The sequence below is a fragment of the Bradyrhizobium zhengyangense genome (assembly GCF_022012555.1).
In the GTDB taxonomy this organism is placed as follows: domain Bacteria; phylum Pseudomonadota; class Alphaproteobacteria; order Rhizobiales; family Xanthobacteraceae; genus Bradyrhizobium; species Bradyrhizobium zhengyangense.
This window is the reverse complement of sequence record NZ_JAKLTZ010000001.1, coordinates 282,217-297,239: the sequence shown is the minus strand read 5'-3', so window position 1 is coordinate 297,239 and position 15,023 is coordinate 282,217. Positions and strand designations below refer to the sequence as shown.

At 64.1% G+C, this 15,023-nt stretch carries 17 protein-coding genes; 3 read left to right on the top strand and 14 right to left on the bottom strand.

The annotated features are described in order from the left end of the window. Positions 1–163: 163 nt before the first annotated feature. The 11 genes from L6639_RS01495 to lptF all read right to left on the bottom strand — a co-directional run bounded on the left by L6639_RS01495 (position 164) and on the right by lptF (position 10,167). Positions 164–397 carry a hypothetical protein gene (locus L6639_RS01495; protein WP_237858331.1) on the bottom strand — a complete coding sequence of 78 codons (234 nt, stop codon included), beginning with the start codon at positions 395–397 and terminating at the stop codon, positions 164–166. A 61-nt stretch (positions 398–458) separates the two neighbouring features. Beyond that, positions 459–632 (bottom strand): hypothetical protein, encoded by a 174-nt coding sequence (locus tag L6639_RS01490; RefSeq protein ID WP_237858329.1) that lies wholly within the window; start codon positions 630–632, stop codon positions 459–461. Positions 633–672: 40 nt separating this feature from the next. Then, complete coding sequence (locus tag L6639_RS01485) at positions 673–864, bottom strand: hypothetical protein (RefSeq protein WP_237858327.1); 192 nt, start codon at positions 862–864, stop codon at positions 673–675. A 280-nt stretch (positions 865–1,144) separates the two neighbouring features. Then, positions 1,145–1,372, bottom strand: a complete 228-nt coding sequence (locus L6639_RS01480; RefSeq protein WP_237858325.1) for a hypothetical protein — start codon at positions 1,370–1,372, stop codon at positions 1,145–1,147. Between the two features lie 74 nt (positions 1,373–1,446). Beyond that, a complete protein-coding gene (locus tag L6639_RS01475; RefSeq protein WP_237858324.1) occupies positions 1,447–2,505 on the bottom strand; it encodes an alcohol dehydrogenase in 1,059 nt (352 codons plus the stop codon). A 22-nt stretch (positions 2,506–2,527) separates the two neighbouring features. After that, the gene (rsmA, locus tag L6639_RS01470) at positions 2,528–3,385 is read right to left on the bottom strand and encodes a 16S rRNA (adenine(1518)-N(6)/adenine(1519)-N(6))-dimethyltransferase RsmA (RefSeq protein WP_237858322.1); all 858 of its coding nucleotides are present in this window, start codon (positions 3,383–3,385) and stop codon (positions 2,528–2,530) included. Beyond that, positions 3,385–4,407, bottom strand: a complete 1,023-nt coding sequence (pdxA, locus tag L6639_RS01465) for a 4-hydroxythreonine-4-phosphate dehydrogenase PdxA (RefSeq protein ID WP_237858319.1) — start codon at positions 4,405–4,407, stop codon at positions 3,385–3,387. Before pdxA ends, rsmA begins: the two co-directional genes overlap by 1 nt. Beyond that, positions 4,407–5,351 carry a SurA N-terminal domain-containing protein gene (locus L6639_RS01460; protein ID WP_237858317.1) on the bottom strand — a complete coding sequence of 315 codons (945 nt, stop codon included), beginning with the start codon at positions 5,349–5,351 and terminating at the stop codon, positions 4,407–4,409. The genes pdxA and L6639_RS01460 overlap by 1 nt, the downstream gene beginning before the upstream one ends. Before the next feature lie 69 nt (positions 5,352–5,420). Further along, positions 5,421–7,904, bottom strand: coding sequence for an LPS-assembly protein LptD (locus tag L6639_RS01455; protein WP_237858315.1), 2,484 nt, complete (start codon positions 7,902–7,904; stop codon positions 5,421–5,423). Then, positions 7,904–9,001 carry an LPS export ABC transporter permease LptG gene (gene lptG / locus L6639_RS01450; RefSeq protein WP_237858313.1) on the bottom strand — a complete coding sequence of 366 codons (1,098 nt, stop codon included), beginning with the start codon at positions 8,999–9,001 and terminating at the stop codon, positions 7,904–7,906. The genes L6639_RS01455 and lptG overlap by 1 nt, the downstream gene beginning before the upstream one ends. Further along, a complete protein-coding gene (lptF, locus tag L6639_RS01445) occupies positions 8,998–10,167 on the bottom strand; it encodes an LPS export ABC transporter permease LptF (RefSeq protein WP_237858311.1) in 1,170 nt (389 codons plus the stop codon). Before lptF ends, lptG begins: the two co-directional genes overlap by 4 nt. Positions 10,168–10,509: 342 nt before the next feature. On the opposite strand from lptF, the gene L6639_RS01440 reads away from it, so the two are divergent. The 3 genes from L6639_RS01440 to L6639_RS01430 all read left to right on the top strand — a co-directional run bounded on the left by L6639_RS01440 (position 10,510) and on the right by L6639_RS01430 (position 13,122). Beyond that, positions 10,510–12,009 carry a leucyl aminopeptidase gene (locus L6639_RS01440; protein ID WP_237858310.1) on the top strand — a complete coding sequence of 500 codons (1,500 nt, stop codon included), beginning with the start codon at positions 10,510–10,512 and terminating at the stop codon, positions 12,007–12,009. Then, positions 12,006–12,458, top strand: coding sequence for a DNA polymerase III subunit chi (locus L6639_RS01435; RefSeq protein WP_237858308.1), 453 nt, complete (start codon positions 12,006–12,008; stop codon positions 12,456–12,458). Before L6639_RS01440 ends, L6639_RS01435 begins: the two co-directional genes overlap by 4 nt. Before the next feature lie 163 nt (positions 12,459–12,621). After that, positions 12,622–13,122 (top strand): hypothetical protein, encoded by a 501-nt coding sequence (locus tag L6639_RS01430; RefSeq protein WP_237859393.1) that lies wholly within the window; start codon positions 12,622–12,624, stop codon positions 13,120–13,122. 16 nt (positions 13,123–13,138) lie between these two features. On the opposite strand, the gene L6639_RS01425 is transcribed toward L6639_RS01430, so the two are convergent. The 3 genes from L6639_RS01425 to L6639_RS01415 form a co-directional block, all read right to left on the bottom strand. Beyond that, positions 13,139–13,402, bottom strand: a complete 264-nt coding sequence (locus tag L6639_RS01425) for a hypothetical protein (protein WP_237858306.1) — start codon at positions 13,400–13,402, stop codon at positions 13,139–13,141. Positions 13,403–13,463: 61 nt separating this feature from the next. Then, positions 13,464–14,147, bottom strand: a complete 684-nt coding sequence (locus L6639_RS01420) for a hypothetical protein (protein ID WP_237858303.1) — start codon at positions 14,145–14,147, stop codon at positions 13,464–13,466. Between the two features lie 3 nt (positions 14,148–14,150). Beyond that, positions 14,151–14,939: a class I SAM-dependent methyltransferase gene (locus tag L6639_RS01415; RefSeq protein WP_237858302.1), complete on the bottom strand. Its 789-nt coding sequence runs from the start codon at positions 14,937–14,939 to the stop codon at positions 14,151–14,153. Positions 14,940–15,023: the final 84 nt, after the last annotated feature.

Here is a 15,023-nt window from a genome sequence, read left to right as displayed (position 1 = left end):
GACATTCCGTGCGGCAGCGAGCCTTCCAGGCCTCGCGGCCGGGAAGGGCAGGACACATCCATCTCGCGGCGGCTTTTGCCCGAGGCTTGCTTTGTGACTTCGCCCGATGGAGGCCAAAGCGATACACTTTTGCCCCCGTCGCACCGGCAGGGCCGAAGGGGGTCTATCTCCACACACTCGCCAGCTTCAGCGCCAACATGCCGAGCACGCCGCCGATCAATCCCACCATCACGTAGGATTGCGCGAACACGCCGGTTTGAATGAAGACCTGGCACGCGATCGCAAAGCAGATCGCGGTGACAAGGAGGCAGGCGCAGCCGGCGATGATCGCGAGATAGCGGATCGCGATTGCAATGGGCTTAGCGACAGGCCTGGCGGAGGATGCGGGATCGGTCATGCAGAAAGACTAACATGTGGCTGACGGCGCGCTGCTTCGCCGTCACGCACGGGCAAGAGCATCACTTGCTTGCGCAGCAATCGACCAGCAGGCGCCAGATGCGCTGGATCTCGATGGACCTCTGCATCTCGAGTACGTGGTTCTCGCTGGCGTGGGGGGAGGGAGCTACGACGTGGAATTCGCGCGGCGCGATCCAGCGTTCGGAGATCGGATCGTACCATTTGCCGGGGGTCATCAAGTTCGTATCTCCTCTTTAGTCCCCCTGGTTTCTGCGCCTAGCCCATGCGCCGGTTGCTGGTGTTCTGGGTGATGTTGCCGTGGGCAGCCTGCTCACGGATGTTCTGTTTCTCGTCGTCGCGATGGCCTTTGGTCGTGTCGACAGGAACTGTCGGCGCGCTGCCGGCGCCCTTGTGGCTCTGGTTCTCGTTGGGAACAGGTTGCACGGTTTTTGTCAGCGGCTTCGTCATGCAAATCGGACTCCGTTATTGCCTTGACGAGTGGTGAACGCGCTGGACGCACACGGCGTTCCAAGCTCGGGTCTGAAGTGATCGCAACGCGAACGCAGATCAACTGGCGCACTGGCCTTACGGGAAATTGAAAGAGATTGATGTCGGGCGCCGCCGCGCAAGCATTGTTGCCTGTCCGCCACGCTTCGAACTCTGTTCTTGACCGGAGAACACCGGATATTTCGAAAACGGAACACCCGCTCTGTGCAACAGTGAACACAGCGTATGCGCAGGTGACCCGCTACCCCAGGCGGGCCTCGCGCGCCGCCGACTGGCGGTTCGCCCGCCGATAGGCCTCGATCGCTCGGTTGGCGAGCATCAGCGGCCGGCGCTCGCCGGTCCTGAGTTGCGCCTCGATCGCATCGAGAATGATGTCCGCGGACGCATCAGGCGGCCCGAGCTCGCCGGTCTTCTCAAGGAAGCTCCAGGCGATGAAGAATGCGCTCTCGACCGTACAGCGAATGGACATGCGCTGCCAACGCGGTGCGACCGAAGCCGTTCCGGGCGCGGCGGCGAGACGTGCATCCCGCCGCCGACTGGTACTCAGTTCTTCAGCACGATACGGCCGACCACCTTGCCGCCGCGCAATTCGTCGATCCACTTCTGGACGTCGCCCATCGGCTCTTCGCGCATCGGCGTCGGCTTGATCTTGCCGGCGCGGGCGAGCGCCATCAGCTCATGCGCCTCGGCAAGCGTGCCGACCATGAAACCCTCGACGGTGAGGCGCTTGTAGACCCATTGCACCATCGGCAGCGTGAACTGGCCGCCCATCAGGCCTGAGATCACGACCTTGCCGCCGCGCGCGGCGACCGCGACCGCAAACGCCATCGATTTTTCGTTGCCGGCGAAGTCGACCACCTCGTCGAAGCCGCCGCCGGTCTCCTTCAGGATACGCTTGATCACGTCGGGCTCGGACGGGTCATAGGCGACCGCAGCCCCGTTCTTCAGCGCGGTCTCGCGCGCGGCTGGCGACAGATCGGCAACCGTGATCGGCTGCTTGAACATCGCCTGCGCGAACGACAGGCCCATCATGCCAACGCCGCCAAGACCGATCAGCAGCAGATTGCGTTGGCGCGGACGATCGACCAGGCGCTTGAGCGCGCCGTAGGCGGTGACGCCGGAGCACATCAAGGTCGCAGCCTGGTTGACCGGCAAGGGATCGTAGTCGAGCAGATATTTTGCGTCGGGCACCAGCACGTGGGTGGCGAAGCCGCCGTCGATGGAGACGCCGAGGAAGCGCTGCTTGGCGCAAAGATTCTCGTCGCCGTTCTTGCAGTCGCGGCACTGGCCGCAGCCGATCCAGGGAAACACCGCCTTCTTCGAACCGACGAGGCTTGCGGGCACATCAGGGCCGACTTCGTCGACGACGCCGGCGATCTCATGGCCGAGGGTGAAGGGCAGCGTCATGCCGCGCGTGGTGTCGAGCTTCTTGCCGCCGCCGAGATCGGCATAGCCGTCCTGGATGTGCAGGTCGGAATGGCAGAGGCCGCAGCGCTCGATGCGCACCAGCACCTCGGCAGCTTTGGGCTTGGGCGTATCGACGATGGTCTCGCACAGGGGCGCATCGAACTTGACCAGCGACTGCCGACGCATCAACGCCATTTTTCTTCCTCCGGAATTCTTGTTACCCAGCTTCGCTGCGTATATCCGCCAATTCACGCGCCATGGCAACAAAGCCGGAGATGGGGATCGTCTCGGCGCGCCGCGTCGCATCGACACCGGCGGCAGCCGCAAGCCGCGCAGGATCCGCTTGAAGCGATTTCAGGCTCTGCCGCAGCATTTTCCGACGCTGTCCGAAGGCCGCGGCTGCGACCTGCTCGAGCAACTTGCGATCGCACGGCAGAGGCTCGTGGCGCGGCACCAGCCGCACGACGGAGGAGGTGACCTTCGGCGGCGGCACGAAGGCGGACGGCGCAATGTCGAACAGGATCTTTGTCTCGCAGCGCCAGTTGGCGAGCACGCCGAGCCGGCCGTAGGCGTCCTCGTCCTCGCGCGCGACGATGCGCTCGCCGACCTCGCGCTGAAACATCAGCACCATCATGTCGTACCAGGGCGGCCAGGGCTCGATGGTGAGCCAGTTGATCAGAAGCTGGGTCGCGATGTTGTAGGGGAGATTGGCGACAATCTTGGCGCGCGCGCCGCCAAGCAGCGGTCGCGGGTCGAAGGTCATGGCATCGCCATGCACGATCTCGAGCCGGTCAGGGTAGCGCGCGGAAATATCCTGCAAGGCCGGAATGGCGCGCTCGTCATGCTCGATGGCAATGACGCGCTTGGCGCCGAGCGCGAGCAGCGCGCGGGTCAGTCCACCGGGGCCGGGGCCGATCTCGACAATGGTGCTCTCTTCAAGCGGCGCAGCCGCGCGGGCGATGCGCGCGGTAAGGTTGAGATCGAGCAGAAAATTCTGACCCAGCGATTTGCGGGCCGACAGCGCGTGCTGGCGAATGACCTCGCGCAGCGGCGGGAGGTCGTCGATCGCGCTCATCAGCTGTTTGCAGCCGCCATGCGGCTGGCAAGCTTCAGCGCGGCGATCAGGCTCGCCGGGTTGGCCTTGCCGGTGCCGGCGATGTCGAAGGCGGTGCCGTGATCCGGCGAGGTACGGATGAAGGGCAGGCCGAGCGTGACGTTGACCGCGTCGTCGAACGCCACGGTCTTGATCGGGATCAGCGCCTGGTCGTGATACATGCAGACGGCGCAGTCATAGCTGGTGCGCGCGGCTTCATGGAACATGGTGTCGGCGGGCAGCGGCCCCCTGGCGTCGATACCGTCGTTGCGCAGCACCTTGAGCGCCGGCGCGATCACGGTCTGCTCCTCGTGGCCGAGCGAGCCGTCCTCGCCGGCATGCGGATTGAGTCCGGAGATCGCAATGCGCGGTCGGGCAATGCCGAAACGGGATTTCAGCTCGGTCGCAACGATGCGCACGGTCGAGACAATGAGATCGCTCGTGAGCTGGGTGAGGGCATCGCGCAACGACACGTGGATCGTCACCGGCACCACGGCGAGTCGCGGCGACCACAGCATCATCACCGGCTGCGGCACGCGTCCGTCCGCTTCGGCGAGCTCTGCGAGGAATTCGGTGTGACCGGGATGGCGGAAGCCGGCGCGGTAGAGCACGCTCTTGGCAATGGGATTGGTGACGACGGCGCTGGCGTGGCCCGCCCGCACGTCGGCGACCGCTTCGCGGATCGAGGCGAGCGCGGCCGGTGCGCTCGAGGCGTCGGGCTTGCCGGGCTCTGCGGTCGCGTGCTCTCCGGTCGCAACCACGGGCAGGGCGTCGGCAAAGGCGGCCTCGGTCTCGCCTGGGCTCACCGAGGCGATCGCGATGTCGGCGCCGAGCCCCTTGCCCAGTGTCTTGGCGCGCCGGGCGATGAACGCCTCGTCGCCGCGCAGGTAAAAGGCGGGCAGGCCGAGCTCGCGGCGCCTCAGCCAGGCGGCGATGGTGATGTCGGGGCCGATGCCGGCGGGTTCTCCCAGCGTAAGCGCGAGGGGCTTTGTAGGAGCGGCCATCAGCGGTTGCGATATTCGATCATCGCCGCTTTGCGGAGTTCGTCGAGATAGGCCTTCTGGGTCTTCTCGTATTTCTCCACGTACATCTTGTCGCGGATCTCACGCTTCTTCGGCGTATCGATGGTGGTCGGCTTGCGGTCGCACAGCACCACCATTTCGATACCTGCCTTGGTCACCTCGGGCGCGGTCAGATGACCGATCGGGGTGTCGTCGAGCACCTTGCGCAGCGCCTCCGGCAGATCTGCCGTGGTCTTGGTGACGCTCTCGCGGATGGTGGCGTTCGGCGTCGCGCGGAACAGCGAATTGGCTTCCTCGCAGCTCCCGATGCGCGCGCGATAGGTCTCGGCTTCCTTCATCCGCGACTCCTGCAAGCCCGCAGACGAGCCGCGCGGCACGATCAGCACGATCGGCTGCATCTTGTATTCGGTGCCCTCGATCTGGAGCTTCTCGGTGCCGCCTTCGCGCACCTTGTCGGCGACGTCCTTCTCGCCGACGATCAGCTTCTCCTTGAACCGGCCGCGCACGAGGCTGGTCCAGACCATCTCGGACTTCATGCGGCTCTTGAGGACGTCGGGACGTATGCCCTTGACCTCGAGCGACTTCGTGAGCTGATCGGGCGAGATGCGCATGCGCTGCGCCATACCCTCGTAGGACTGGTTGACGTCGGCGGCGGTGGGATCGACGCCGTATTTCTTGCCTTCCTTGATCTTGATCTTGTCGTCGATCAGCGTGTTGATGACGTCCTGCCGGCTCGGCGTCTTCTGCGTTGTCAGCGTGTCGAGCTTGGAGCGCTGCTCGATGTCGAAATCGGTGATGGGATCACCGTTGACCATTACCACGATGTTTTGCGCCCGGGCCGGCGCGCCGGCGAGCACGAGCATGGCGACCAGCAAGGCGCCGAGAGCAGGAGGGAGGAGGCGGAACACAGGCAAGGAGGTCGTCATGGTTGTCGCTCGCATGTCAGCCGAAATGATCCTGCGATAGGGATCGCGCGGCCGGCATTTTGGACGGGTTCACTGGATGCCGGCGGAACTGCTGGCCCCCGTCGAGGTCGCCAGCGTGCGCAAGCCGATCTGGAACATGAACGCGTGGCTCAGCACGGGCGGCGTGGTGCCCGCGGAGTAGGCATACGAAGTTACATAGTTCGCCGCCAGCACGAAGCAATCGTCGACATAGCCGGCGCCGAGCACATATTGGTTGATCTTGTTGGCCTGGAGATCCCAGCGCGCCGAGCCCGTCACCACCCAGTTGGTCGCGACCTTGATCGAGCCCGTCGTCAGGATGCCCTCGCGCCGGGTCAGGTAGCCGAGCTCAGGCTGGGCGGCGTAATTGCCGTACAGCATGCTGACCGACCAGCGATTGAAATTGGCGCGGCCTTCCGCCTCGAAGCGCTGGAAGTTCCAGGTCTGCTCGTCCATGCGGGAGCGGACGCTGAACGTATAGGTGCTGTTCGGCGAATAGCTGGCGCTGGCCACGTAATCCGAGCGCGGCTTGTCCAGGCCGGAATTGATTCCGGTGTTGATGGAGTCCTGCACCGCGAAGGAGTTCATGCCGAACAGCTGGTAGGACTGGCCGAACAGCACCTTGATCGCGCCACCCCTGTCGAACTGCGTGGTCGACTGCACGCCGACATTGGCGCGGCCGCCGCCCTCGACGCGGTCATAGCCGGAGAACTTGTCGACACTGAACAGGTTCGAGGCGTCGAACACCATGCTCTGCGCGTCCTCGTTCGGAAGCTTGCCGGCATAGGTCTCGTTTGGACGGATAATGACCTGGGCGATCGGCTCGATGGTGGTCGAGCCCCAGGGCTGAACGTTGATGAACGGATAGCGGTATTCGAGGCCGACGGTCGGCATCAGGCGGAACGCCTGGGTGTCGCCGACGGGCAGGTAGTTCGCCACGCCCGGCTGGTTCGAAACCTCGGAGTTGATCGCGTCGGCGCGCAGGATCGCGAACGGCGTCCAGATCTCGCCGAAGGGATCGGTGTAGGACTTGCGCCATTGCGCCTCCGCCGACAGGCGGGTGTAGGTGCCGGGGAAGCCGCGCAGCAGGCACTGCGCCGGCGTGCGCGCGAGCGGATCGGCCGAGAGCATCGTGCACAGGCTGTTGGTATTGGCCAACGTCGTGATCGGATCGAACGTCGCGTCGTTACGCGTCAGATTGACGAAATTCGTCTTGTAGGAGACCTCGCCTCCGAAGATCGGATAATTGAGCACGTTCGAGTAGTCGATCACGGGATAGACGACCGGGACCTGCTGCTGGTTGCCCGAGAAGCTCAGGAAGTACATCGTGCGGGCATCGAAGAAGCTGCGATTGCCGACGCCGGTCAGATAGAGCTGCGAAATCGCTTCCGTCGGCAGATTCAGGAACGATCCGAGCGGATCGCGATAGGCCGACAGGCGGTAGTCCGACATGAAATAGTAATCGGACAATAGGACGCCGTCCCAGCCCCAGACCCATTTGTCGTTCAGAGCGAACTGGCCCTTGGTCTCGACGCCGCCACGGAACTGGCGGTCGCCGGGCTGGCCGACGAAATGGCCCGGATCGAGCTGGTCGATGCCGTAGACGCGAACCTGGTAGGCGCCGTCCTGCAGGCGCTGGCGGAACTCGGCCTGGAACAGCACGCCCTGCCTGGAGGTGATGCGCGGGTTGAAGGTTGCGTCCATATCGGGCGCGATCGCCCAATAGAACGGGACTTCGACCCCGTAGCCAAACGCCGTGTAGGAGGTGAAGCCCGGCATCAGGAAACCGGTCTTGCGCTTCACGGTCGGGTCTGGCGTTGAGAAGTAGGGCATGTAGGCGAGCGGCACGCCGAAGAATTCGAGCTGCGCCGTCTCGAAATACAGCATCTTCTCCTGCTGGTCGTGGATGATGCGGGCACCCTTGACCTGCCAGAGCGGCGGCTTCTTCGGATCGTCCCGGCACGGCGCGCAGGCCGTGTAGACGCCGTTCTCGAACACGGTGTAATTGCCCGAGGAGCGGTCGGCGCGGGTTGCGGCCATGCGGGTCTGATCTTCGGTGTCCACGCGCAGCGAATCGACGAAACCGTCGCGGTAGTCGTCGGACAGGTCCATCATCTCGGCATAGGTGATCTTGCCGTCGGCATCCGTCATGCGGATGTTGCCCTCGGCATGCAGCCGCTTGGTCTTCTGGTCGTAGATGACCCTGTCGGCCTCGACGCTGGTGCCATTGTAGAACAGCTGGACGTTGCCGACCGCCGAGACGCGCGAATTGTTGTAGTCGTAGTCGACCTCGGTCGCCTGCACGAGCATCTGGCCGTCATTGGCGGCCCGCGGCGGCTTCGGACGCGGCGGCAGCGGATTATAGGTGAAGCTCTGCGCGGCCGCAGGCGTCACCGCGGCATCCATCATCCCGGCGAGCGAGGCGACGGCAATAGCGGCGAGCACGAGCTTGCGGATTGACAAGCCGCCTCCGTTCGCGCGCACCACGTTGCGCTGCGCCCAGCCAGCCGGATGTCCTCGGCGGACGGCCGTCACTATCCGTCCTCCTGATACAGCAAGGCCAAAAAGCCGGTGAGGCCGCCCACCACTACGGGCAACCACGCCGCAGCGATCGGATGCATCAACTCAGCCTTGCTCAAGTCTTCAGTCACTTTCGACAGAACGTAGAGCAGAAAGCCTGCGCCCACGCCACTCAAAACCATCTTCTGTACGCCACCCATCCGGAAGAAGCGCAACGACACAGAGGCCGCGAGCATCACCATGGCGGCGAGCAAAAACGGCTGTGCCAGCAATTTGTGATACTGGAGTCGATAGCCGGCTGTCGCGAAGCCCGAGCTCTCGGACGAGCGGATGTAGCTCGGTAGTTGCCAAAAGGACACAGTCTCGGGTGTGGAAAAGCTGTTGCGGACCTGCGCCTCGGTCAGCGTCGTCGGAATCTCCAGGCTAGCCTGGTCGACCGGCGGGGCGTCGAGCGTGAAGCGGCGCACGCCCTTGAACAGCCAATGGCCGGACTCGAGCGTCGCCTCGCGCGCCTCGATCCGCTCCTTGAAGTGCTGATCTGTGTCAAACCGGAACAGCGTAAGGCCCGTGAGCCGGATGCCCTGCTGCTCGCTGCGTGCGGCGTTGATGATGGTCTGGCCGTCGTTGGTCACCTGGTTGAGCCAGAAGCCCGAGGCGTCCTGGATGCCGCCGCCGGGCGCCGAGCCGAACAGCTCGGCTTCCATGCGCTTGGACAGTTCGCGCAAATTGGCCGACATCGGATTGTAGGCGACCGTGGCGAGCACGCCGATCAGCAGCGCGCTGCCGAGCGCCGGCGAGATGAACTGCCAGGCCGAGATGCCGGCCGCGCGCGCCACCACGAGCTCGAGCCGGCGGGAGAGGGCGAGATAGCAGGTCATGGCGCCGATCAGCATGCAGAACGGCGTCAGCTTCTCCAGCAATTGCGGCACCCGGAACAACGAGGTCTCGGCCACCATGATCGCGGAGGCGGAGGCGAGCCCTGAAGTCTTGCGCACCATCTCGATGTAATCGACTAGCACCAGCAGCAGGAAAATGCTCGCGAACACGCCGAGTGCGGCGACCACGAAGCGGCCGGCGAAATAGCGCCCGAGCGTGTTGGTGAGCATGCTCATGCGGCGGCCGGCCGTCCGAACAGCCGCGCGATCCGCGCGTTCGACCTGTTGATGGCCTCCAGCAGGCCGGGCGGCGGCTCGACCACGATGCCGCCGACGATCATCCACATGCCGGTGCCGATCGCGACCACCAGCATTGCATATTGCACGCCGGCGACGAATGGCGTCTTCACGGCCATCACGGAGCAGGCAAAGCCGGCCATGCGCAGCCCAAACACCGCGAGCACCGAACCGCCGATCGAGAAGTTGCGGCTCTGCCGCGTCGTGCGCGGCGCGCCGAGGAAGGCGAAGGTCAGCGCCGCAAAGGCGAACGGATAGAGCGGCGCCATCAGGCGATCATGCAGCTCCGACCAGAACTGGCCGGGGACCGCCTTGTAGACGGGATCGTCCTGGGACGGCGTGAACAGCTCCCAAAGATAGCGCTCGCGAATGCCGAGGGTGACGTCGTGGCCCTGATTGCCGAACTTCGACATGTCGAAGCCGTAGCGGCCGAATGCCACCAGCGCGGGGTCGCGCTTGCCGGCCTCGAAGCGCTGGAGATTGCCGTCCTTCAGCACCAGGAACGATCCGTTCTCGTTCTTCACGACCTCGCCATGCTCGGCGACGATCGAGACGCGCTCGTTGGGATCGCGGCGGTCGTCGATGAAGATGCCGGCTAGGATCCCGCCGGGCAGCCGCTCGCGGATGCGGATCGTGAGGTTCTTGTCCAGCTGGGCGAAGCGGCCGGGCTGCAGGATGTTGGTGAGCACGTCGGCGGTGATCTCGGCGTCCCATTGCTTGATCCGCCGCATGCCGTCGGGGGCGAGGTAGGCCGCGATGAAGGCGACCAGCAGCGCCACCACGCAGGTGGCGTAGAAGAACGGATAGAACAGCCGGAACGGCGAGAAGCCGGCGGCATTCATCACGATGATCTCGGAATCGGTCGCGAGCTTGTTCAACGTGTGCGAGATCGCGATCATCAGCGCGATCGGCGAGATGATCAGCACCAGCGCCGGGATCACGAGGCTGGTGATGCCGAGGAAGGTCATGATGGTCTGACCCTGGCTCGTCATCAGGTCGATGCCGCGCAACGCCTGCGTAATCCAGATCACGCCGGTGAGGCTGACCAGGACCAGCGCAAACGACGCCAGCGTCGTGCGGAAAATATACCTGTCAATCGACCCCATGCGCTACCGCACGAATCCCACCAAAGCCCCAACGCGCGCACCGGAATTCCGGCTGTTCGACCAATCCCCTGACGGGGATCCCCGAGGTCGCCCAACCGGCTCTTCCGGCAGCTTACTTTCTCACTACCATCCCTTTGATCCGTCAACAAAATGGCTGACCCGTGGCACCGTCAATATATGGTTAATATTTCCCTCGATGTGACCTCCACGCCACGGGCGGTGCTTGGCATCGACCGCCGATCTCGCCCATAGTGTGGAAAGCAGAGTGAATCGCCGTTCAGGTCCGGCTTTCGACCGTATCGATCGATCGGCAAAAAGCCCCATGTTTTCGAGGAGTTACCCATGTCCGATGCCATCAAGGTCGGCTTCGTCCCGCTCGCTTCCGCCGCCCGTGGCATTCTGGTCGTATTTTGTGACGATGCTCTGAAGGTTGGCCCGGCAACCGCCAAGGCGCTCGGCGGTGCCAGCGAACTTGTGAAGCGGGCGGCGGGGGCCGGCTCATTCAAGGGCAAAAGCGGCGCCGCCCTGGACATCCTCGCCCCCGAAGGCCTGAAGGCCGAACGGTTGATCGTGATCGGGACCGGGAAGACCTCGAGCCTGAAGGGCAACGACTTCCTCAAATTCGGCGGCATGGCCGCCAGCAAGCTCAAGGCTGGTTCCGCGTCCATGACCATCATGGCGGAACTGCCTGATGGCGCCATGAACACCGAGCAGGCGGTCGCGATCGCCTCGGGCCTGCGCTTACGCGCCTACAAGTTCGATCGCTACAAGACCAAGAAGAAGGACGGCGAAGAGGGCGCCTTGCGCGCCGACGTCTCGCTGGCGGTCGGCGATGCGACTGCTGCGAAGAAGGCCTTTGCCTCGGCCGGCGCGGTCGTCGACGGTGTCATCATCGCGCGCGATCTCGTCAACGAGCCGCCGAACGTGCTGTATCCCGAAGAGTTCGCGCGTCGCGCCGGCCAGCTGAGGAAGCTCGGCGTGAAAATCGAGGTGCTCGACGTCAAGTCGATGCAGAAGCTCGGCATGGGCGCGCTGCTCGGCGTCGGCCAGGGTTCGGCCCGACCGAGCCGCACCGTGATCATGCGCTGGGACGGCGGCAAGAAGGGCGAGGCACCGGTCGCCTTCGTCGGCAAGGGTGTCTGCTTCGACACCGGCGGCATCTCGATCAAGCCGGCCGGCAGCATGGAGGACATGAAGGGCGACATGGGCGGGGCGGCCTGCGTCGTCGGCCTGATGCATGCGCTCGCGGCGCGCAAAGCCAAGGTCAACGTGGTCGGCGCCATCGGCCTCGTCGAGAACATGCCCGACGGCAATGCGCAGCGCCCGGGCGACATCGTCACCTCGATGTCAGGCCAGACCATCGAGATCATCAACACCGACGCCGAAGGGCGCCTCGTGCTGGCCGACGTGCTCTGGTACGTCGCCAAGAAGACCAAGCCGAAATTCATGGTGGACCTGGCGACGCTGACCGGCGCGATCGTGGTCGCGCTCGGCACCGATCATGCCGGCATGTTCTCCAACAATGACGAACTGGCCGAGCGTCTGCTCGCGGCCGGCATCGAGAGCGGTGAGAAGGTCTGGCGCCTGCCGCTCGGCCCCGAATACGACAAGCTGATCGATTCCCAGTTCGCCGACATGAAGAACACCGGCGGCCGCCACGGCGGCTCGATCACCGCCGCGCAGTTCCTGCAACGTTTCGTCGATGGTACGCCCTGGGCGCATCTCGACATTGCCGGCACCGCGATGGGCGCGCCGAAGACCGACATCAACCAGAGCTGGGGCTCGGGCTACGGCGTCCGGTTGCTTGATCGTCTGGTGGCCGATCATTACGAGCGCAAATGACAGAAGTTCTTTTCTATCATCTGCAAAACATGACGGTTGAGAACGTCTTGCCGCCGCTTCTCGAGAAATCGCTCGAGCGCGGCTGGCGGGTCGTGGTGCAGTCAACGTCACCCGAGCGCGCCGATGCGCTGGATGCGCATCTATGGACCTATCGCGACGATTCCTTCCTGCCGCACGCGACATGGCGGGTGAACGATGTTGCCGAGCAGCCGATCGTGCTGGCGATCGAGGCAGACAATCCGAATGGCGCCAATGTCCGTTTCCTGGTCGACAACGCCGCCTTGCCCGAGGATGCGGAAGCCTATGAGCGCATGGTGCTGCTGTTCAACGGCGACGATCCGGACGCGCTTGCGGCGGCGCGCAGCACTTGGACGGATTGCAAGACGCGCGGATTTGAGGTCACCTATTGGCAGGCCGACGAACGGGGAAGGTGGCAGCGGCGAAATTAGCGGCCGTTCCAGGTTAATGATAATTTGGGCTTTCAAGGGCAGATTGGTTTCGGCCACCTTCATGCCGCAAAGTGATGTTGGGACAATCGCTTAGGGCAGCTCCTTCACGCGGGGAATTTAGGTTATCGTGCGACATCAAAAGCTTCCAAAGTCGCTCCTGGTATTGGTCGCCGTCGCACCGCTGATGGCGGGCTGCGCGGGCGCATCCGACATGCTGACGTCCGCCAAAGACGCTGAATGGTTCAACAAGCCGAGCCGCCTGTTCATCAAGAACATCTCGATCGAATCGCCGCCGCTGACCCCCGACAAGCCTGTTGGAGCTGAGGATCTCGTCAGCGCCGACGGCGCTTGCCCCGGCATGGCGCCGCCGCCCGGTCCCGCCGACGCCAATGCGTCGACCACTGCACCGGCGCCAGTTGGCGGCACAGTCGCGCTCGGCCACACCGAATGCGACGTGGTGCGCGGCATCGGCGCGCCCTCGACCGTCAATCTCTCCAGCGATGCCGCTGGCCGTCGCGTCGCGGTGGTCACGTGGACGACGGGTCCGCGCGCAGGCATCTACACCTTCACCTCGGGGCGCCTCACCGCGATCGAAGGCACGCCGGAGCCGCCGGTCGTCGCCAGGCCGGTGAAGCCGAAGGCGAAGAAGAAGGCGGCGACCTGACAGGTCGCCGGGGCGGCTATGATCGCCCGTTCATTGCATCTTCGAACGACAGGGGGTGGCCGCTCCGTCCCCGGAACGTGATTGTCTCGGGCCAAGTGGTTCCGATCTCGCTGAGCAGCTGGCGTGCGAGCGGTTTCCAATCCGCATCCGGCTTTTGCGAGTAAATGCTCAGCGTCATGCCTTCGTCCGCAAGAGGAGAACGCGAGTACGCGAGCCATGGCGCGTCGTAAACGTCGATGTTAACTCCGGCATCGTTGCACAGGTTCAGGCTGCGCCACATCAGGCGTCCTTCTTGCGTGTGTTCATCGCGCAGAAGCGACAGCTCATGCGCTTGACCAAAGTCAGCAAATTTTGCTCGAGCTTTGCCAGGCGTCGGCCGGCACTTTCAGATTTGCGAAGATTTCTGTTCGGGCCGACGTGAAGATGACGTGGCAGCTTCTATCCCTCACGACGATGGGGAGTATGAATATGCCGCAGGTCAGCGCAGCGGCGGCAGACACGATGCTCCACGATTTCGCATTGGACTCGGAGGGCCGCGTGGTTGCCCAAAAGGCGACGCCGCCGACAAGGCCCGACAACCCCGCGAGTCCCACGCTTCGGACGTAATCAGTCCAGCCAAACTCAGTCGGCAAGTCATTGCTGAATGTCGGCTTGCCGCCACTGATCATGGACAGCAATGCCAGGATGCCAAATGGCGTTGCGCCGACGAGGAAGCCTCCGAGCGCGCAGGCAACAATCCCGACGCGCGACCGTTTGCGGCGGACCAGCAGAAAGAGTGGAAGACCAAACAGCAGGGCGTGCGCAATTGCGGCCGTGAACATCATCATGGCCGCGTTCAGACCTTGCGTCACAAGAACGATGGTGATCGCGTCCTCGACCTGCAGAAAATGCGGGATGACTGCAAGCGTCGCCGCGAACGACGCGAAAACGGCGCCGGCAAGCAGGCGCATCACTTGCTGGACTCGCATCTCCAGGCGCTCATCCTTGGCGTCGACCGCCAGGATGCGAGGGGACAGTACCACCAATCATCAGGCGGCCTTGCGCCCCTTGATCGCGGTGGCCGATGCATGCACCGTGATCGCACCAGACGCGCTTGACGGCAGTCGCGACTGTAGTCGGCGCCTAAGCTCCGCGCTCTCCGCGTCCGAGAGCTTTCCCACGATGCCGCTCGGGCTGCTCACCACCATCGACAGCCAATAGTCGTCGAAATCGGCAAATGTCCGCTCGACGACCAGCTCGCGGGTCTCGACCTCGCGCAGACCGAGCTCCGCCCAGAGCGCCTTCAGCGCCTCAAAGCGAGAGATATCCGCACTCGGCGGGCGCGCCGCGGGGATGCGCAGGGCATCCAATTCTTCCCACAGCGGCTGCGTGGGCGTGCCGCCCCGCATGATGTCCCAGGTATAGGACGCAACCATGCCGCCGGGCTTGGTGACGCGGACCATTTCCGATGCACCCTTGCGCGGGTCGGGAACGAAAAACAGGACCAGCGCCATCACCGCGACGTCGAAGCGATTGGCGTCGTAGGGAAGGGCCATCGCATCGCCGATCGACAGCTCGACTGGCTTTGCCGTGAACTTTTGCCGCGCCGTCGCAATCTGTGCGTCGGAGGGATCGATCGCGCAAACCGACGAAGGAGCGGCCTTCGCAAGAATAAGCTCGGTGAACGCACCGTTGCCGGCGCCTATATCCGCCCAGGCCAGTCCCGGGCGCCTTACCAACCAGTCGAGGAACAGATTGCCGGCCGATCGGCTCCAAGGCGCCATGAAACGTTCGTAAGCCGCGCCGTCGGTGAATCTGATCGGTTCAGGTGACGACATCTGCGATCTCCCTCAAAATTGCCTATTCAAAAATGTTCCTTGGCCGAAAAGGTTACTGCCTGCTCCGTAGCACGGTGCGCGACC